At 71.4% G+C, this 18,739-nt stretch carries 15 protein-coding genes; 3 read left to right on the forward strand and 12 right to left on the reverse strand.

All coding sequences use genetic code 11. The annotated features are described in order from the left end of the window. Positions 1-6: 6 nt before the first annotated feature. Positions 7-1,086, reverse strand: a complete 1,080-nt coding sequence (locus ACIBTU_RS13295) for a hypothetical protein (RefSeq protein WP_399126166.1) — start codon at positions 1,084-1,086, stop codon at positions 7-9. A gap of 145 nt (positions 1,087-1,231) precedes the next feature. Here ACIBTU_RS13295 and ACIBTU_RS13300 point away from each other — a divergent pair, with 145 nt between their 5' ends. Then, a complete protein-coding gene (locus tag ACIBTU_RS13300; protein WP_399126167.1) occupies positions 1,232-1,816 on the forward strand; it encodes a TerD family protein in 585 nt (194 codons plus the stop codon). 102 nt (positions 1,817-1,918) lie between these two features. On the opposite strand, the gene ACIBTU_RS13305 is transcribed toward ACIBTU_RS13300, so the two are convergent. The 11 genes from ACIBTU_RS13305 to ACIBTU_RS13355 form a co-directional block, all read right to left on the reverse strand. Then, on the reverse strand, positions 1,919-3,982 hold the full coding sequence (locus tag ACIBTU_RS13305; RefSeq protein ID WP_399126168.1) for a restriction endonuclease: 2,064 nt from the start codon (positions 3,980-3,982) through the stop codon (positions 1,919-1,921). A 140-nt stretch (positions 3,983-4,122) separates the two neighbouring features. Next, positions 4,123-6,078: a TIGR03960 family B12-binding radical SAM protein gene (locus ACIBTU_RS13310; RefSeq protein WP_399126169.1), complete on the reverse strand. Its 1,956-nt coding sequence runs from the start codon at positions 6,076-6,078 to the stop codon at positions 4,123-4,125. Positions 6,079-6,119: 41 nt separating this feature from the next. Beyond that, complete coding sequence (locus tag ACIBTU_RS13315; RefSeq protein ID WP_399126170.1) at positions 6,120-7,643, reverse strand: CHAD domain-containing protein; 1,524 nt, start codon at positions 7,641-7,643, stop codon at positions 6,120-6,122. 464 nt (positions 7,644-8,107) lie between these two features. Beyond that, positions 8,108-9,301 (reverse strand): rod shape-determining protein RodA, encoded by a 1,194-nt coding sequence (gene rodA, locus ACIBTU_RS13320; RefSeq protein WP_399126171.1) that lies wholly within the window; start codon positions 9,299-9,301, stop codon positions 8,108-8,110. A 6-nt stretch (positions 9,302-9,307) separates the two neighbouring features. Further along, positions 9,308-11,488, reverse strand: coding sequence for a penicillin-binding protein 2 (gene mrdA, locus ACIBTU_RS13325; RefSeq protein ID WP_399126173.1), 2,181 nt, complete (start codon positions 11,486-11,488; stop codon positions 9,308-9,310). Then, entirely contained in the window at positions 11,485-12,159 is a 675-nt protein-coding gene (mreD, locus tag ACIBTU_RS13330; RefSeq protein ID WP_188338957.1) for a rod shape-determining protein MreD, read from the reverse strand. The genes mrdA and mreD overlap by 4 nt, the downstream gene beginning before the upstream one ends. A gap of 18 nt (positions 12,160-12,177) precedes the next feature. Next, complete coding sequence (gene mreC, locus ACIBTU_RS13335; protein ID WP_399126174.1) at positions 12,178-13,242, reverse strand: rod shape-determining protein MreC; 1,065 nt, start codon at positions 13,240-13,242, stop codon at positions 12,178-12,180. A gap of 194 nt (positions 13,243-13,436) precedes the next feature. Beyond that, on the reverse strand, positions 13,437-14,456 hold the full coding sequence (locus ACIBTU_RS13340) for a rod shape-determining protein (RefSeq protein WP_059131610.1): 1,020 nt from the start codon (positions 14,454-14,456) through the stop codon (positions 13,437-13,439). Between the two features lie 265 nt (positions 14,457-14,721). Continuing rightward, the gene (gene ndk / locus ACIBTU_RS13345; protein ID WP_161300954.1) at positions 14,722-15,135 is read right to left on the reverse strand and encodes a nucleoside-diphosphate kinase; all 414 of its coding nucleotides are present in this window, start codon (positions 15,133-15,135) and stop codon (positions 14,722-14,724) included. A gap of 299 nt (positions 15,136-15,434) precedes the next feature. After that, positions 15,435-15,767 carry a DUF4233 domain-containing protein gene (locus ACIBTU_RS13350; protein ID WP_399126176.1) on the reverse strand — a complete coding sequence of 111 codons (333 nt, stop codon included), beginning with the start codon at positions 15,765-15,767 and terminating at the stop codon, positions 15,435-15,437. A 6-nt stretch (positions 15,768-15,773) separates the two neighbouring features. Next, entirely contained in the window at positions 15,774-17,315 is a 1,542-nt protein-coding gene (locus ACIBTU_RS13355) for a bifunctional folylpolyglutamate synthase/dihydrofolate synthase (protein WP_399126178.1), read from the reverse strand. A 133-nt stretch (positions 17,316-17,448) separates the two neighbouring features. Here ACIBTU_RS13355 and ACIBTU_RS13360 point away from each other — a divergent pair, with 133 nt between their 5' ends. Next, the gene (locus tag ACIBTU_RS13360) at positions 17,449-18,018 is read left to right on the forward strand and encodes a hypothetical protein (protein ID WP_399126179.1); all 570 of its coding nucleotides are present in this window, start codon (positions 17,449-17,451) and stop codon (positions 18,016-18,018) included. Further along, a complete protein-coding gene (locus tag ACIBTU_RS13365; protein WP_399126180.1) occupies positions 18,015-18,731 on the forward strand; it encodes a winged-helix domain-containing protein in 717 nt (238 codons plus the stop codon). Before ACIBTU_RS13360 ends, ACIBTU_RS13365 begins: the two co-directional genes overlap by 4 nt. Positions 18,732-18,739 lie beyond the last annotated feature (8 nt).

The raw sequence follows: 18,739 nt of genomic DNA on the forward strand, positions 1-18,739 counted from the left end.
CTGTCCTTAGTGAATATCGGTCTTCGTGAGAGGGGTCGTACTACTACCAAGAGTACGTGCCTGCGCGCTGTGAGGTTCCCGCCGGTCCCCGACCAGGGGTTCCGCGGCGTGCTCGGGACGCTTCGGCGCGCCGAACAGCGCGCGCCGCACCTCGGCCCGGGCCTGCCGGACACTGGCCCGCACCTCGCGGCCGATCCGTGCGACCGGCCGCCACACGTGATCCCGCACGGCGTGTCCGAGCGGGGTGAGCACGGTGCGGTACGTCCAGCGGACGGGCTCGACGAAGGTCCGGCGCAGCAGGCGGCCCAGGAACCGGCCGACGGCGCGCGAGACGCGGCCGGCGATCCGCCAGGCGATGGCGAGGGCGTCGGCGATCTCCCGGCCGACGATCAGCAGGGCGCGGCCGACGGGGGCGAGGACGTACCGCCACAGGGCGACGAGCGGCACCACGAACACCCAGCGCAGCAGGGTGGCGAGGCCGCGCCCGAGTCCGGCCGCGGCCCAGGCGAGCGCCCGTCCGACCGGGGCGAGGACGTACTGCCACAGCCAGGTCAGCGGGATCACGATCAGCATGCGGCCCAGCCAAGCGAGGGCGTGTCCGAGGGGTGCGAGCACGTACCGCCACAGGGCCACCCAGGGCCACACGAACAGCGCGAGCCCCAGCCATCGCAGCCCCGTCAGCACCGCGCGCCCCAGCGGCACCAGCACCTGTGAGTACAGCCACATCGCGGGCGCCGCGATCAGCGTCCGGCACAGCCAGGTCAGGCCGTGGCCGAGCGGGGTCAGGACATGGGCGTACAGCCACTGCGCCGGGATCGCGATCAGCACCCGGCACAGCCAGGCGAGGGCGCGGCCCAGCATCACGAGCGGCCACACGAAGACGGCCCGGAGCAGCAGGCCGAGGCCCCGCCCCAGCGGCACGAGCGCCTTCTCGTACAGGAACCGGCCACTCACCACGAGCGCGTCCCAGACCAGCCGCACCGGCACCACGACGACGAGCGCCACGATGCGCACGGGCAGCCGGATCGCGGCGACGAGGCAGCCCTCGGGCTCGCCGCGCCGCTTCTCCATGTCCATGCGATCCATGCCTGTTGAGACGCCGTCACACACGGAACGGATGCACGAAAGGTCCACCGGATCGAGCGTGTCGGCTCGGGGCGCGTGGACGGGAACCGTCTCGTATAGGCACACTTTGCGCAGTAGAGATCCAGACAGTCGGAGGGGAACCCGCATGATCACGCTCACGAAGGAAGACGGCCCGGCGGACCTGGACGGTGTGACCCACCTGTCCATCGGGGTGTCCTGGGACCCCACTTCGGGGAGCAGCGGCGGGGTCCTCGGCGCCCTGCGCCGCAAGCAGGGCACGGACCTGGACCTCATCGCCATAGCGATGTCGGGCAACGACCCGGTGCGCCTCGCGGGCCTCGACTCGCTCGACCCGATGGGCAACGGCTCGCTGGTGCACAGCGGCGACAACCAGACGGGCCGGGGCGAGGGCGACGACGAGACGGTCACCGTCGAGTTCTCTCGGGTCCCGCAGCAGATCACGTCGATCGTGTTCGTGGCGGCGGCCTACAAGAAGGGCAGCGCCTTCAACAAGGCGCGCAACATCAGCTTCAAGGTGTACGACGCGACGGGCGGCAGCACCCAGCAGGTCGCCGACATCTGGCCGAGCCTGCTGACGTCCGACAACGGCTGCGCGGTGGCCAAGGCGATCCGCGTCGGCGCCAACTGGAAGCTCGAGGTCATCAACACGACCGGCAAGATCAAGCAGGGTGACGAGCACGCCCTGATGCGCTTCGCCGTCAGCAAGTAGGCGGTAAGTAGTCGGTACGGAAGACACGTAGGCGGTACGGAAGAAGGGGCGCCCGGTGCCTGTGCGCCGGGCGCCCCTTCTCGTTCCGTACGGGCTCGGGCGTCACTCCACCTCGATGCCGTAGTCCTGGACGAGCTGTTCCAGGCCGCCGGGGTAGCCCTTGCCGCCGAGCACGAAGTCCCAGTCGCCCGTGGGGCGGCGCCGGAAGGAGCCGAGGACCAGGGCCGTCTCGCCCGCGCGGCCGTCGGAGACCTCGAGGGTGCCCAGTTCGGTGCGGGACGGGTCGAGGAGGCGGATGCGGGCGTCGGTGAATCCGGCGAGGTCGGCGTCGGGGTCGGTCTCCGGGTCGACGGCCGCCACGAGCACCAGCCGGTCGGCCTCGGCCGGGAGCGCGTCGAAGGCGACCCGCAGGGCGGCGCGGTCCGGGCCGGTGGGCGGCAGGGCGCGGACCGAACCGTCGGGCGTGCGGGCGTTGTTGAAGAAGACGAAGTGGTCCTCGCTCAGGACGCGGTCGCCCCGGCAGACCAGGGCGCAGACGTCCAGGGCGACCGTGCCGGACCAGGTCATGCCCAGCACGTTGTGGTCCCCGGTGTCGGCGGGCGGGGACGGGGGCGCGGGCGCGGGCGGAGCCGTCCGGCCGGCGGCGTCGCCGAGGCGGCCGCGCAGCCCGTGCCGGTGCAGCAGGTCGACGAGCTCGGGGCCGGAGATCAGCTCCAGCGGCTTGCCGCGCACGAAGGTGTGCGAGCCGGGGCCGAAGCCCGAAGTGGTCACCAGGACGCCCTTGTTGGCGCCGGCGTCCTGGACGGTGCCGTACAGGTCGCGGACCGCGGTGGGCGGCACGGTGTTGCGGTAGCGCTTGACCTGGACGACGATCGTGCCGCCGCGGATCGGGGCCGGGTCCAGGGCGTCGACGTCGACGCCGCCGTCGTTCGAGCGCTGTGTGGTCACCGCCTGCATGCCCATGGCGCGGAACAGCTCGGCGACGAGGTCCTCGAAGGCGATCGGGTCCATGGCGTACAGGTCCGGCTCCTCGCCGGCGCCGCCGTGCGTGACCACCTGGTTCCCGACGTCGTGGGGCCGGCGCGCCGGACGTATCGGGGTGAGCTGGTCGGGCCGGGCCGTGAGCTGCCCGCGCAGCGCGTCCGTCAGGCAGCTGACGGGGTCGACCCGCGCGAGGCGCAGCTCGGCGAAGTCCTCCCGCCGGGCCATGACGGTGGCCAGGAAGATCTGTCCGTGGCGGCCGGTCGCGGGGTCCGGCGCGTCCACGAAGCCGTTGAGCGCGACCGAGTCGAGGACCCCGTACTCGTCCGCCGCGTAGAGCTGACGCAGGACGAGCAGCACGCTCTGCGCCAGGACCTCCCGGTACAGGGCGCGCCGCTGGGTGACGGGGCGGGCGGTCTCCTTGTCCTGGTCCTGGGCCGGCACGTAGCGCACCGCCTTGGCCTCGGGCACGACCTCGTACCCGGGCAGCTCCCAGTCGAGCACCAGCTGCCGTGCCGCGGCGTCGTAGGCGGCCGTGATCTGGCGGGGGAATCCCTCGGGCCAGGCAGTCGACGCGTAGAGGGCGGCGGAGAAGTACTCGACGACGGACTCGGGGTCGCCCTGCCGGACGCCTTCGACGGCCTCGGTGATCGCCGCGTTGTGCCGGCGCACCTCCGTCAGGTGGGCCTCGGCCGCGCGCGTGTGCTCCTGCTGGGCGGCGGCCAGTCGCTGCTGCCGCTGGGCCTCGGCGGCCTGCGCCGCGTGCCAGGCGTGCTCGTAGCGGGCCTGGGCCTCGGCCTGCGCCTGTGCCCGCCGGGCCGCGGTCCAGCCGCCCTGCGGCTGGAACTGGTGCGGGGCGGGCAGCGGTACGGGGTGGGCGAGCGGGCCGGGGTCGAAGGGCGTGATCTCCGCGGAGCGCAGCAGGGCGGACGCCGAGAAGGCGGGGGCGCCGCAGCCGTCGGCGAGCAGTCCCTGGAGGGCGGCCACGTGGGCGTCGAGCTCTGCCGTGCGCCGCGCGGCCTCCGCCTGGCGGTACTGCTTGTACTCCTGGGCGGCGTGCCGCTGATGGGCGCGCGCCTGCCGGTCCTGTTCCCGGAGCCGGCGCTGCTCGGCCTCGTACTGCCGCTGGCGCTGGCGCTGCACTTCGGCCCAGGTGTTGACGAATCCGGCGGAGCGACGACTCATCCCACCAATTTATCCGGCGGCCGGCCCGCCCGGCATGCGACCCCGGGATATGCGGGAGCCCCCTTCCGGACCGGAAGGGGGCTCCAACACGCGGGTGGGCGCGGCGACTTCGCCTACCTCATCTACTTCATCTACTTCATCTACTTCACGACGGTGAGCGGGAGCAGCTTCTTGCCGGTCGGGCCGATCTGGATGTTCGTGTCCATCGCCGGGCAGACGCCGCAGTCGAAGCACGGGGTCCAGCGGCAGTCCTCGACCTCGGTCTCGTCGAGCGAGTCCTGCCAGTCCTCCCAGAGCCAGTCCTTGTCGAGACCGGAGTCCAGGTGGTCCCAGGGCAGGACCTCCTCGTACGTGCGCTCGCGCGTCGTGTACCAGTCGACGTCGATGCCGTACTTGGCGAGCTCCTTGTCGGCGCTCTGCATCCAGCGGTCGTACGAGAAGTGCTCGCGCCAGCCGTCGAAGCGGCCGCCGTCCTCGTAGACGGCGCGGATGACGTCGCCGATGCGGCGGTCGCCGCGGGAGAGCAGGCCCTCGACGATGCCGGGCTTGCCGTCGTGGTAGCGGAAGCCGATGGAGCGGCCGTACTTCTTGTCGCCGCGGATCTTGTCGCGGAGCTTCTCCAGGCGGGCGTCGGTCTCCGCGGCGGAGAGCTGCGGGGCCCACTGGAACGGGGTGTGCGGCTTGGGCACGAAGCCGCCGATGGAGACGGTGCAGCGGATGTCGTTGGACCCGGAGACCTCGCGGCCCTTCTGGATCACGTTCATCGCCATGTCGGCGATCTGCAGGACGTCCTCGTCCGTCTCGGTCGGCAGGCCGCACATGAAGTACAGCTTCACCTGCCGCCAGCCGTTGCCGTACGCGGTCGAGACCGTACGGATGAGGTCCTCTTCGCTGACCATCTTGTTGATGACCTTGCGCATGCGCTCACTGCCGCCCTCGGGGGCGAAGGTGAGGCCCGAGCGGCGGCCGTTGCGGGTCAGCTCGTTGGCCAGGTCGACGTTGAACGCGTCGACGCGGGTCGACGGGAGCGACAGGCCGATCTTGTCTTCCTCGTACCGGTCGGCGAGGCCCTTGGCGATCTCGCCGATCTCGGTGTGGTCCGCGGAGGACAGCGACAGCAGGCCGACCTCTTCGAAGCCGGTCGCCTTGAGACCCTTCTCGACCATGTCGCCGATGCCGGTGATGCTTCGCTCCCGCACGGGGCGCGTGATCATGCCGGCCTGGCAGAAACGGCAGCCGCGGGTGCAGCCGCGGAAGATCTCGACGGACATCCGCTCGTGCACCGTCTCGGCGAGCGGCACGAGGGGCTGCTTCGGGTACGGCCACTCGTCGAGGTCCATGACCGTGTGCTTGGACACGCGCCACGGGACGCCCGACTTGTTCGGCACGACGCGGCCGATGCGGCCGTCGGGCAGGTACTCGACGTCGTAGAACGCGGGGATGTACACGTTCCCCGTCTTCGCGAGGCGGAAGAGGACCTCCTCGCGGCCGCCGGGCCGGCCCTCGGCCTTCCACGCGCGGATGATCTCCGTCATGTCGAGCACGGCCTGCTCGCCGTCGCCGATGATCGCGGCGTCGATGAAGTCCGCGATCGGCTCCGGGTTGAACGCCGCGTGGCCGCCCGCGAGGACGATCGGGTCCTCGAGCGTACGGTCCGCGGACCGCAGCGGGATGCCCGCGAGGTCCAGGGCCGTCAGCATGTTCGTGTAGCCCAGCTCGGTGGAGAAGCTGAGGCCGAAGACGTCGAAGGCCTTCACCGGGCGGTGCGAGTCGACTGTGAACTGCGGCACGCCGTGCTCGCGCATCAGGGCCTCGAGGTCCGGCCACACGCTGTACGTGCGCTCGGCGAGGACGCCCTCGCGCTCGTTCAGCACCTCGTAGAGGATCATGACGCCCTGGTTGGGCAGACCGACCTCGTAGGCGTCGGGGTACATCAGCGCCCAGCGGACGTCGGAGGACTCCCACGGCTTGACCGTGGAGTTGAGCTCTCCGCCGACGTACTGGATCGGCTTCTGCACATGCGGGAGCAGCGCCTCGAGCTGCGGGAACACAGACTCGACGGCTTGGGGCGCCGCGGCGGCGGCTTCGGCAGGCATAACCGTGGACCTTCGTGAGCTGACAAGGGAGACCCTCAAGCCTAACCCGCCGAAAGCCGGACCTCCGCCGCCCTGCGCCACACCCCCGGCAGCTCGGCCTCCCGCCGTGCCGCCGACGCCTGCTCCTGCCCGTACAGCAGGCCCCAGGTGAACGCGCTCTCGCCCGCCGCGTGCGCCTGCGCGGCGAGGTCGCGCAGGGCCTCGCGGGCGACGACGCTGTCCTGGTGGTCGCCGAGCAGCGTCTGGACGTCCTTCATCCGGCGGGCGAAGCGCCTGGCCTCCTTGCCGAGCGCGGGCACGGCCGTCTCCCCCGCGTACCGGGCGCGCTTGGCGGCCTTGCGGGCCTCGTGCATCGCGAGGTCGCGCTCGGGGCCGGGGTCGAGGGCGAGGGCGTGTTCGACGCGGGACGCGAGTCTGGCGTGGTCGCGCAGCGCGGCATCGGCGAGCAGCTCGGCGGCGGGGCGGGCTGCCTGCTTCGCGCGCAGCGGCGGATCGGCGAGCAGGGCGTCGAGCCCGTCGAGAAGAGCGAGGTACCGCTTGCTGTCGAGTACGGCGACGGTGTGCCGGCGCGAGCCGTGGCGGCGGGCCGTGGCCCAGGTGCGGAGCCGGCCGCGGACCGGGCCGAGCAGCAGGGGGCGGGGCAGGGCGTCGATGCGGCCGGTGATCCGTTCGGTCAGCACCTCGCGGTCCCGGTCGATGCCGAGCTCGGCGGCGAGCCACTTCAGCTCCTCGCCGAGCGGCCCGGTGACGTCCGGGTCGAGGACCTTCCGGTACGTCCTGAAGGCGCTGCGCAGCCGTCGGGTGGCGACCCGCATCTGGTGCACGGAGTCGGGCAGGTCGCGGCGGACGGCCGGGTCGAGGTCGACGAGGGCGTCGCGCTGGGCGCGGACGCGGGCCAGTACGTGGGCGCCGGCCTTCTTGCCCGGGGCCTTCGGCTCCGGGGCCGGTTCGCGTGCCGCGCCGGTCTCGGTGAGGGCGCGGGCCAGTTTGGAGGGGGCGGCGGAGCGGTGCAGCCCTGCCTTGCGCAGCCGCTTGCCGACCTTGGCGAGCAGCTCCGGGTCGCCGTCCTCCGCCAGCTCGACCTCGATCTCGGTCCAGGTGACGGGGTGTTCGCCGCCGGGCCGCTCGGCGCGGACGGCGTCGACGCTGACCTCGGCGAGCGGGGCGCCGTCCGCGCCGGCCAGCTCAGTCACCTCACGAGTCGAACGGAGCCTGATCACGGGGACGAGGGCGTCGTCGCGGACGCGGGAGCGGACGAGGCCGGCGAGGGGGCGGGGTACGGGGCCGTCGGTCAGCGGGGCCCGCACCTCGTCGCGGATGCCCTCGCTCAGGGACACGGGCAGTTTGAGATGCCAGCCCGCGTCCTTGCCTCCGGTGCGGCGGCGCAGCGTGATGTGGTCGGCGGCGAGGCGCTGGTCGGCGGTGTCGTAGTACACGGCGTCAAGCTCCACGACGCCCTTTTCCGCAACACCCTCCACTCCCGCCACCTTGCGCAGATCAGGCAGCCGGAAGGACTCACCCGGGGCGTCGTACTTCAGCTCGACCTCACGCTTCGTCTCCGCCATAACCCGAACTTAGTCGCCCCGACTCCCCCCGGAAAGGCCACGCCGGGGGGCGCGGCGCCACACCCGATCAGCGCCTCCGTCGCGGGGCGCGACCAGCAAGCCCCTGGGCCGCACGAAGTGTGCCTTCAGCGGCGCGAGGCTGTACCCGATCAGCGACTCCGTCGCGGGGCGCGAGCGGCAGGCCCCTGGGGCGCACGGAGTGTGCCTTCCAGGGGCGCGGGGAACTGCGCGAGCAACCACGACGGCGCGGCAGCCGGCGGCGCTGTAGCCGAGCCGGAGGCGAGAGACGCGGTCAGGGGCGCGGGGCGCGACCGGCATGCCCCTGGGGCGCACGAAGTGTGCCTTCAGGGGCGCGGGGAACTGCGCGAGCAACCACGACGGCGCGGCACCCGGCGACGATGCCCCGGCCCCTACGGCGACCCAGAACGCCCCGGGCACCCCAGAGCGGCCGAACCCCCGGAGGGCTACGCCGACATGGGGCGCTGGACCCGAATCGACTGGAGCAGGCCCACCGCCACCCAGACCGCGAACATCGACGAGCCTCCGTAGGAGACGAACGGGAGCGGGAGGCCCGCCACCGGCATGATGCCGAGCGTCATACCGATGTTCTCGAAGGCCTGGAAGGCGAACCAGGCGATGATGCCGGCGGCGACGATCGTGCCGTACAGCTCGGTCGTCTCGCGGGCGATGCGACAGGCCCGCCACAGCAGGACACCGAGGAGCAGCACGATCGCGCCCGCCCCGAGGAACCCGAGCTCCTCACCGGCGACGGTGAACACGAAGTCCGTCTGCTGCTCGGGCACGAACTGCCCGGTGGTCTGCGAGCCGTGGAAGAGCCCGGACCCGGTCAGCCCGCCGGAGCCGATCGCGATCCGCGCCTGGTTCGTGTTGTAGCCGACGCCGGCCGGGTCGAGCGCCGGATTGGCGAACGCCGCGAACCGGGCGATCTGGTAGTCGTCGAGGACCCCGAGCTTCCAGATGGCGACGGCCCCGGCCGCACCGACGCCGATCAGCCCGAGCACCCAGCGGTTGGACGCCCCGGAGGAGAGCAGCACGCCGAGCACGATCATCACCATGACCATGACGGACCCGAGGTCCGGCATCAGCATGACGATCATCATCGGGACGGCGGCGAGCCCGAGGGCCTGCACGACGGTCCGGTGGTCGGGGTGCTCCCGGTCACCGGCGTCGACGCGCGCCGCGAGCAGCATCGCCATCCCGAGGATGATCGTGATCTTCACGAACTCGGAGGGCTGCAGCGAGAAGCCGCCGCCGATGATGATCCAGGCGTGCGCGCCGTTCACCGTCGCGCCGAGCGGGGTGAGGACGAGCAGCACCAGGAAGACGGAGATGCCGTAGAGGATCGGGACGGCGGTGCGCAGGGTGCGGTGGCCGAGCCAGATCGTGCCGATCATCAGCGCGAACCCGATGCCGGTGTTGAGCAGGTGCCGGAAGAGGAAGTAGTACGGGTCGCCCTGGTTGAGCTCGGTGCGGTTGCGGGTCGCCGAGAAGACGAGCGCGGCGCCGATCATCGACAGCGTGATCGCCGAGAGCAGTATCGGCCAGTCGAGCCGGCGGGCCAGCGAGTCGCGGGCCATGAGCCGCGACATGGTGGAGCGCTGGGGCCCGTACCCGGAGACGGAGAAGCCGTTGGCCATGGGTGGTCAGTCCCTCCTGCCGTACGTGGAGGAGGGGGGCCCGGCGGCGAGTTCCTGTTCGGCGGGCGGCTCCTCCTTCTGCGGCGCGTACGGTTCGATCTTCGGCGCGTCGATCGAGCCGTCGGACCCGATCTTCGGCAGGGAGGTCTGCGGCGAGGGCAGCAGGGCCTTCTTCTTGTTCTGCTTGCCGTTCTCGTCGAGGCCGTAGATGGCGTCGTAGATCTTGCGGACGGCGGGGCCGGACGCGCCGGAACCCGTACCACCCTGGGAGATCGTCATGACGATCGAGTAGTCCTTGGTGTACGTCGCGAACCACGAGGTGGTCTGCTTGCCGTAGACCTCGGCCGTACCCGTCTTGGCGTGCATCGGGATCTTGTCCTGGGGCCAGCCGCCGAAGCGCCAGGCCGCCGTACCGCGGGTCGCCACTCCCGCCAGTGCTTCGTCTATCTCGTCGCGGGTCTTCCTGGTCATCGGCAGCTTGCCGTTGACCTTCGGCTGCAGCTCGGTGGTCTGCTTGCCGTCGGCGCTGATGACGGCCTTGCCGACCTCGGGCCGGTGCAGGGTGCCGCCGTTGGAGATCGCCGCGTAGATGGACGCCATCTGGATGGGGGTGACGAGGGTGTCGCCCTGGCCGATGGAGTAGTTGACCTCGTCACCGGCGCGCATCTGGTTGCCCTCCAGACAGTTCTCGTAGGAGAGCCGCTGGATGTAGTCGCCGCCCTTCTTGGCGGCCTTGCACCAGGCGTCCTTGTTGGCCTTCCAGAAGTCCTGCTTCCACTTGCGGTCCGGGATGCGGCCGCTGACCTCGCTGGGCAGGTCGATGCCGGTCTTCTTGCTGAGGCCGAACTGCTTGGCGGTCTTGAAGAACCAGTCGTTGGCGTTCTTCTTCGGCTTGGTGCCGCCGTCCTTCTTCCACTCGTTGTGGGCGAGCCCGTAGAAGACGGTGTCGCAGGAGACCTCGAGGGCGCGGCCGAGGTTGATCGGGCCGAAGTTCTCCGACTCGAAGTTCTTGAAGACCTGGCTGCCGATCGAGTACGAGCTGGTGCAGGGGTAGCGGCCGTTGAACGGGTAGCCCGCGTTGACCGCCGCGGTCGTGGAGACGACCTTGAAGATGGAGCCGGGGGCGGCCTGGCCCTGGGTGGCGCGGTTGAGCAGCGGGTAGTTGGACTTCTTGCCGGTGAGCTGGGCGTAGTCCTTGCCGCTGATTCCGCCGACCCAGGCGTTCGGGTCGTAGGACGGGTTGGAGGCCATGGCGACGACGCGGCCGGTCTTGGCCTCCATGACGACGACGGCGCCGGAGTCGGCCTTGTAGTTCTCGCCGGTGTTCTTGTCGAACTCGTGGCGGGCGGCCTTCATCGCCTCGTTGAGCTCGTACTCGGCGACGGACTGGACGCGGGCGTCGATGGAGGTGACGACATTGCCGCCGGGCTGGGCGTCGTCGCTCTTGGCGCGGCCGATGACCCGGCCGAGGTTGTCGACCTCGTAGCGGGTGACGCCGGCCTTGCCGCGCAGTTCCTTGTCGTACGTGCGCTCCAGGCCGGAGCGGCCGACCTGGTCGGAGCGCAGGTACGGGGACTCGGTGTCCTTGGCCTGCTCGATCTCGGCGTCGGTGACCGGGGAGAGGTAGCCGAGGACCTGTGCGGTGTTGGAGCCGCCGGGGCCCGCGTAGCGGCGTACGGCGGTGGGCTCGGCGGTGATGCCGGGGAAGTCCTCGCCGCGCTCGCGGATCTGGAGGGCCTGCTTGGGGGTGGCCTCGTCGGTGATGGGGATGGGCTGGTACGGCGAGCCGTTCCAGCAGGGCTGCGGCGTCTTGGCGTCGCACAGCCGGACCTTCTCCATGACCTCCTTGGGCTTCATCCCGAGGACGTCGGCGAGCTTGGTGAGGACGCCCTTGCCGTCGTCCTCCATCTTCATCAGGTCGGTGCGGGAGGCGGAGACCACGAGGCGGGTCTCGTTGTCGGCGAGGGGGATGCCACGGGCGTCGAGGATCGAGCCGCGCACGGCGGGGGTGACGACCTGCTGGACGTGGTTGCCGGAGGCTTCCTTGGCGTACTCGTCCCCGTTGCGCACCTGGAGGTACCAGAGGCGGCCGCCGAGGGTGAGCAGGAGCGAGAGGACGAGGATCTGCAGCACGATGAGGCGGATCTGGACGCGGGGCGTCCGTCCGGTCTCGGGAATGTTGGTCACAGGCGCTTGACCCCCTTGATGCGTCCCGCGCGCGCCGAGCGCGCCTTCACGGCCTTCATCCGCAGTCCCCCGCGCTGGCTGCCGATGCGCAGCCCGGTGCCGGAGGAGAGCCAGCCGGCGGAGACGTCGGTGGCCTTGGAGCCGCCGCCCGCGCTGTCGGCCAGCGGATCGTTCTCGGCGCGTCTGGCGAGGGCCATGACGCCGGGCACGACGAACGGGGCGAGCAGCAGGTCGTAGAGCGCCGCCGTGAACAGCAGGCTGCCGAGGCCGACGTGGCGGGCCGCGGTGTCTCCGACGAGGGCGCCGACGCCCGCGTACAGGAGGGTGGTGCCGACGGCGGCGGCGACCACGACGAGCATGGGGCCCGAGGCGGTCCGCAGCCGTCCGTTGTCGGGCTTGGCGAGGCCGGCGAGGTAGCCGATGACGCACAGGACGAGGGCGTAGCGGCCGGCCGCGTGGTCGGCGGGCGGGGCGATGTCGGCGAGGAGTCCGGCGCCGAAGCCGACGAGGGCGCCGCCGACGTGTCCGTAGACGAGCGCGAGCCCGAGGACGGTCAGGAGCAGCAGGTCGGGGACGGCGCCGGGCAGTTGGAGCCGGGACAGGATGCAGACCTGGACGACCAGGGCGACGACGACGAGTACGGAGGACAGGAGGATCCGGTTGACGCGCATCTTTCTCGGGTCCCCCTGCTACTGGTCGGTGTCGGCGGCCGCGTTGTCGCCGGCCGCGTTGTTGTCTGCCGGGTTGTTCCGGGCCGGGTCGCCGCCGGCTTCGTTGTTCCCCGCCTGGTTGTTCCCCGCCGGGTCGTTCTGGGCCGGGTCGTTCTGGGCCGGGTTCTCGCCGTTCGCGGGCGCCGACGGGGTCGCGGTGACCGTGACGGTCGGCGCGGGCTTCGGCTTGGCGGGCAGGACCTGGTCGCGCGGGTCGGAGCGCGGGGCCTGGACGACGATGCCGACGATGTCGAGCTTGGTGAAGCCGACGTACGGCTGGACGTAGACGGTACGGGTCAGGTCGCCGCCGGACGGATCCACGCGGACGACCCGGCCGACCGGGACGCCGGGTACGAAGGGCTTGTCGGCCTGCGAGCCGAAGGTGACGAGGCGGTCGCCCTTCTTGACCTTGGCCTTGCCGTTGAGCAGCTGGACGCGCAGCGGGCGGTCGCCCTGGCCGGACGCGAAGCCGAGCTCGTCGGTCTTCTCCATGCGGGTGCCGACGGTGAAGTCGGGGTCGTTGGCGAGCAGGACCGTCGCGGTGTTCGGGCCGACGGTGGTGACGCGGCCGACGAGCCCGTCGCCGTTGAGGACCGTCATGTCGCGCTCGATGCCGTCACTGGCACCCGCGTCGATGGTCACGGTCCAGGAGAAGCCCTGTGCGGACCCTATGGCGATGACCTGCGCCCCCTTGATGCCGTACTGGCCGGCTCCGGCGGTCTTCAGCATGCTGTCGAGCTGGTGGATCTTGCTGCGGTTGCGGTCGTCGCTGCCGAGCTTCGCCTTCAGCGCCGCGTTCTCCCGCTCGAGCCGGCTGATCCGGTCGTGCCGGGCTCCGGAGTCGCGTACCGCGCTTATGGCGTTGCCGATCGGATCGACCGCTCCGGAGACGCCGTTCTCCACCGGGCCGAAGACCTTCGCGGCGGCCTGGCGGGCACCCTGGGCCGGCGAGTCCTCCCCACCCCGGATGTCCACCGTGATCAAAGCGAACGCGATGGCGATCAGCAGCACCAGGAGCAGCCGGCTCTCTCGTGTGTCCCTCACGTGCGGCGGCCGTGCCTTCCTCAATCAGAAATCAGAAAACGGGTCACTCAGTATGTCTGGGATATCTGATGTGTCTGGGATGTCGGGCGGATTTTTATTGATTCGCGATGTCTTGCCTATATATCAGCGATCCGCCGCACGAAGTGGCAGGCACTCGTGCGGCGGACCCACCCTTTAAGGTGTGCGCGCTGTACTCAACGGCGCGGCTGGGCGTCCAGCACCTGCTGAAGCGCCTCGAACTCCTCCACGCACTTTCCGGAACCGAGGGCCACCGAGTCCAGCGGGTCCTCGGCGATGTGGATCGGCATGCCGGTCTCGCGGCGCAGCCGCTCGTCGAGGCCGCGCAGCAGGGCGCCGCCGCCGGTGAGGACGATGCCCCGGTCCATCACGTCGCCCGAGAGCTCGGGCGGGCACTTGTCGAGGGTGGTCTTCACCGCGTCGACGATCGCGTTGACCGGCTCCTCGATCGCCTTGCGCACCTCGGCGGCCGAGATGACGACGGTCTTGGGCAGGCCGGACACGAGGTCGCGGCCGCGGATCTCGGTGTGCTCGTCGGAGTCCAGGTCGTACGCGGAACCGATCGTGATCTTGATCTGCTCGGCGGTCCGCTCACCGAGAAGGAGCGAGTACTCCTTCTTGATGTGCTGGATGATCGCGTTGTCCAGCTCGTCGCCGGCGACCCGGATCGACTGTGCTGTGACGATTCCGCCGAGCGAGATGACCGCGACCTCCGTGGTGCCGCCGCCGATGTCCACCACCATGTTGCCCGTGGCCTCGTGGACCGGGAGGCCGGAGCCGATGGCCGCGGCCATGGGCTCCTCGATGATGTGCACCTGGCGCGCGCCGGCCTGCGAGGAGGCCTCGATGACCGCGCGGCGCTCGACGCCGGTGATGCCGGAGGGTACGCAGACCACGACGCGAGGCCGGGCGAGGTAGCGCCGCTTGTGGATCTTCAGGATGAAGTAGCGGAGCATGCGCTCGGTGATCTCGAAGTCGGCGATCACACCGTCCTTGAGCGGACGCACGGCGACGATGTTGCCCGGCGTGCGACCGATCATCTTCTTGGCCTCGGCGCCGACCGCGAGGATGCCACCGGTGTTGGTGTTGATCGCGACCACGGACGGCTCGTTGAGTACGATCCCGCGGCCCCTGACGTACACCAGCGTGTTGGCGGTCCCGAGGTCGACAGCCATGTCACGGCCGATGAACGACATTGAGTTCCCCATCAGGATTCGTCTGGCCTTCCCAAGTGGAGCGTTTGATTGCTTGTCAGGTAGGCGAGGTTGGACGCGGTGCGCGCGTGAAGGCTCCATCGTAGTCTCGCCTGCACACGCGCGGCGCGAGGGTCTTCGCCATTGTCAGCAGATGAATCCCCGCCCCGCTATTGGGGACGTGCCGACGGGGGGTCGCGTTCCCCCGATCGGGGCGCATATGCCAAAGAGCGGCCTGATTTCTCGGGCCGCTCATGGATCGGACGGGTCAGACGAGACCCGGGAAGAAGATCTTCAGCTCGCGCTCGGCGGACTCCTCGGAGTCCGAGGCGTGGATCAGGTTCTCCCGGACGATGACGCCGAAGTCGCCGCGGATCGAACCCGGGGCGGCCGCGATCGGGTCCGTCGGGCCGGCCAGCTGGCGCACGCCCTCGATGACCCGCTCGCCCTCGACGACCAGCGCGACGACGGGGCCGGAGGACATGAACGCGACCAGCGGCTCGTAGAACGGCTTGCCCTGGTGCTCGCCGTAGTGCTGCTCCAGCGTCTCCTGGCTCAGGGAGCGCAGCTCCAGGGCGCTGATCGTCCACCCGGCCTTGCGCTCGATGCGGCCGATGATCTCCCCGATCAGGCCACGGCGGACCGCGTCGGGCTTGAGCAGGACGAGCGTGCGCTGGGTCATTCGGCTGGACTCCTTGTACGGCCTTGTGGTGCGGTGCGGCTGAGTTTACGGGGGCCATGGGGCGCCCCGGGCCCGGCCCCTCGCCGCGGGTTCACCGGTTCGTCGCCGGGTGCGGCCCGGTGGGGCTTCTCGCGCAGTTCCCCGCGCCCCTGATGAGGCTGCGCCTCATCGGGGAAATGCGACCCGAAGGGTCTGCATTTCAGGGGCGCGGGGAACTGCGCGACCGGCCACGACGGACGTGTTACCCGGCGACGAGACCTCGCCCGGCAGACGAGGCCCGACGAACAGGCGCCGGACGACTACTGACCCGCGGCCCAGCGGAGCTTCGCCTCGTCGATCCGGCGCCCGAAGTGGACCGAGGCCCACCACAGCCCCGCGAAGCACAGCCCCAGGAAGAACATGAGCGGCACGAAGAACCCGCTCAGCACCAGCAGGATCTGCAGCGCCCAGCCCAGCTGGACACCCCCGGGCCGCGTCACCATCCCGCACAGCAGCACGCTGAGCAGCATCGCGACCCCGCACACCGTCCACACGAGCCCGGACGACAGATCCGGGTCCTTCATGGCCACGAGCCCGGCGAACCCGATGATGAAGAACTCACCGATCAGGGTCGAGGAACACAACGTACGCACAGCGGATCAGCCCTTCCCCAGCAACAGCCTGGCCTCGCCGACCGTGATCACGGACCCGGTGACGAGCACGCCCCCGCCCGCGAACTCGCCCTCCTCCTCGGCGAGCGTGATCGCGGCCTCCAGCGCGTCGTCGAGCCGCGGTTCGACGACCACCCGGTCGTCCCCGAACACCTCGACGGCCACCGCGGCCAGCTCGTCGGCGTCCATCGCGCGGTGGCTCGAGTTCTGCGTGACGACGATCTCCGCGAAGATCGGCTCGAAGGCCTCGAGCAGCCCTCGTACGTTCTTGTCGCCGCTCGCGCCGACGACACCGATCAGCCGGCTGAAGTCGAAGACCTCGCCGATCGCCTCGGCGGTGACCCGCGCCCCCGCCGGGTTGTGCGCGGCGTCCAGGACCACGGTCGGCGAGCGGCGCACCACCTCCAGGCGGCCCGGCGAGCTCACCGAGGCGAACGCGGTGCGGATCGTGTCGATGTCGAGCGGGCGCGTGTGCTGCGAGCCGACGCCGAAGAACGCCTCGACCGCGGCGAGCGCCACCGCCGCGTTGTGCGCCTGGTGGGCGCCGTGCAGCGGGAGGAAGACCTCCTCGTACTCGCCGCCGAGCCCGCGCAGCGTCACGAGCTGGCCGCCGACCGCGACCTGCCGCGCGACGACACCGAACTCCAGACCCTCGCGGGCCACGGTCGCGTCCGTCTCGACGGCCTTCTTGAGGATGACCTGCGCGGCGTCCACCGGCTGCTGCGCCATGATCACCGTGGCGCCCTGCTTGATGATCCCGGACTTCTCACCCGCGATCTCGCCGGGCGTGGAGCCGAGCCGGTCGGTGTGGTCCAGGTCGATCGGCGTGATCACGGCGACCGAGCCGTCGATCACGTTCGTCGCGTCCCAGCTGCCGCCCATGCCGACCTCGACGACCGCGACGTCCACGGGCGCGTCGGCGAAGGCCGCGTAGGCCATGCCGGTCAGCACCTCGAAGAACGACAGCCGGTACTCCTGCTGGGCGTCGACCAGCTCGACGTACGGCTTGATGTCCTCGAACGTCTCGATGAAGCGCTCGTGGCTGATCGGGGCGCCGTCCAGGCTGATGCGCTCGGTGACGGACTGCACGTGCGGCGAGGTGTACCGCCCGGTGCGCAGCTCGAAGGCGCCGAGCAGGGCCTCGATCATGCGGGCCGTCGACGTCTTCCCGTTCGTCCCCGTGATGTGGATCGAGGGGTACGCGCGCTGCGGCTCGCCCAGCACGTCCATCAGCGCGGCGATACGGCTGACGGAGGGCTCCAGCTTCGTCTCGCCCCAGCGCGTGGCCAGGTCGGCCTCGACCGCGCGCAGCGCCTTCTCCACCTCGGGGTCCTCGGGGCGGGCCGGAATGCCGTCGCCCTGCGGGGGGCCGCCCTGTGTGCGCAGGGTGCGGCTGCCCGCCTCGATCACCGCGAGGTCCGGGTCACGGGTCGTCTCTTCGCCGACGATGTCGTCGAAGGCGTCGGGGACGCCGGGCACACCGTCGGTCTCGTGGTCGTCGCTGCTGTCGTGCGGGGGGAGGTCACTCACATCCGCCAGTCTACGGAGCCCCGCCGACACCGCCGCCCCCTGTCCCCGCGGCACGCGTCCATCCGCCGTAAACCGCCCCGCCCGCTCGGCGCGGTTCGCCTCCCCTCCCGGAGCCCGGGGGTCCAATCTGACCATGTGGTACGCACATCAACCCGGCCGTCGCACACGGCAGATCCTCGGTGACGGCGCGGTGCTGCTGTGGTCCGGCGGCTGGGCCTCGGCCGCCGTCGCCGCGCACCGGCTGATCTCCCAGCCGGATCGCCCCGCCCCGCACGCGAACGCCCGGCTGCCGCTGCTCGGCCCGCGCGTGAACGGCACCCTGCACGACGTCGCGCTGGCCGGCGACCGGCTCGCCGACGCCTCGCCCGCCGGCCCGGCGCCGGCCCAGGCACTCGCGCTGCTCGCCGCGGTCGCCCTGTTCGTGGTGCCCGTGGCGCTGCTGCTCGCGCTGTGGCTGCCCCGGCGGCTGCGCTGGGTACGGCAGGCCGCCGCCGCCCGCGACCTCGCCGCCACCGAGGACGGCCGCGAACTCCTCGCCCTGCGCACCCTCCTGCGCCCCCTCGACGACGTGGGCCGCACCGCGGGCGCCCTGCCCGACTCCACCCCCGGCAGCCTCGCCGAGGGCTGGCGCGAGGGCGACCCGGCCACCCTGGACGCCCTCGCCGAAGCCGAACTCGTCCGCCTCGGACTGCGCACCGGATGACGTCGACCGGCCGCGCCCTGCCGCTCCTCCTCGTCGCGACCCCGGCCGACGCCCCGCCGCACGTCCTGACGACCCTGCGGGACCCGCGCTTCACGTACCGCATGGTGCACACGGGGCAGGACGCGCTGCGCGACCTGTACCGGTACCGGCCCGACCTGCTGCTGCTCAGCCTGCGGCTGCGGAACCCGGGGCCGTGGGACGTGCTGCAGCGGGTCCGCGAGATGACCGAGGACCTGTGCGTCATGGCGCTCGACCGCACCTACCGCGAGCGGACCGCGCTGCGCGCCCTGGAGGCCGGCGCCGACGACCTGCTCTGGCTCGACGTGCCGCTCCCCTTCGCCAAGGCCCTGATCCTGGCCCGGCTGCGGCGCGCGATGCCCGCCGACCCGGCGGGCCAACTCCTCGACGACGGCGTCCTGCGGCTCGACCTGCTGACCCGCGAGGCCTCCCTCGCCGGCACCTTCGTCCCGCTCACCGCCCTCGAGTTCGACCTCCTGTTCGCGCTCGCCTTCAACGCCGGGCAGGTGCTCACCCCCGAGCAGCTCCTCGCCCGCGCCTGGCGGTCCCGGCCCGACGGCGACTCCACGAAGGTCAAGCACGCGGTGCTGCGCCTGCGCCGCAGCATCGCGCGGGCCACCGGTCGGGACGCTCCCGTGGAGACGGTCCGCGGGGTCGGCTACCGGTACGTGCCGCCCCGGCCGGCGCGGTCGTAGGGCCCGGG

The organism is Streptomyces sp. NPDC050145, assembly GCF_044460245.1.
Taxonomy (GTDB): domain Bacteria; phylum Actinomycetota; class Actinomycetes; order Streptomycetales; family Streptomycetaceae; genus Streptomyces.

Excerpts from the sequence above, each read along its gene's own strand:
- ACIBTU_RS13360 (WP_399126179.1), top strand. The coding sequence starts at position 17,449 with ATGTGGTACGCACATCAACCCGGCCGTCGCACACGGCAGATCCTCGGT.
- ACIBTU_RS13315 (WP_399126170.1), bottom strand. The coding sequence starts at position 7,643 with ATGGCGGAGACGAAGCGTGAGGTCGAGCTGAAGTACGACGCCCCGGGT.
- ACIBTU_RS13365 (WP_399126180.1), top strand. The coding sequence starts at position 18,015 with ATGACGTCGACCGGCCGCGCCCTGCCGCTCCTCCTCGTCGCGACCCCG.
- ACIBTU_RS13310 (WP_399126169.1), bottom strand. The coding sequence starts at position 6,078 with ATGCCTGCCGAAGCCGCCGCCGCGGCGCCCCAAGCCGTCGAGTCTGTG.
- rodA (WP_399126171.1), bottom strand. The coding sequence starts at position 9,301 with ATGGCCAACGGCTTCTCCGTCTCCGGGTACGGGCCCCAGCGCTCCACC.
- ACIBTU_RS13300 (WP_399126167.1), top strand. The coding sequence starts at position 1,232 with ATGATCACGCTCACGAAGGAAGACGGCCCGGCGGACCTGGACGGTGTG.
- ACIBTU_RS13295 (WP_399126166.1), bottom strand. The coding sequence starts at position 1,086 with ATGGATCGCATGGACATGGAGAAGCGGCGCGGCGAGCCCGAGGGCTGC.
- ACIBTU_RS13340 (WP_059131610.1), bottom strand. The coding sequence starts at position 14,456 with ATGTCGTTCATCGGCCGTGACATGGCTGTCGACCTCGGGACCGCCAAC.
- ndk (WP_161300954.1), bottom strand. The coding sequence starts at position 15,135 with ATGACCCAGCGCACGCTCGTCCTGCTCAAGCCCGACGCGGTCCGCCGT.
- mreD (WP_188338957.1), bottom strand. The coding sequence starts at position 12,159 with ATGCGCGTCAACCGGATCCTCCTGTCCTCCGTACTCGTCGTCGTCGCC.
- ACIBTU_RS13305 (WP_399126168.1), bottom strand. The coding sequence starts at position 3,982 with ATGAGTCGTCGCTCCGCCGGATTCGTCAACACCTGGGCCGAAGTGCAG.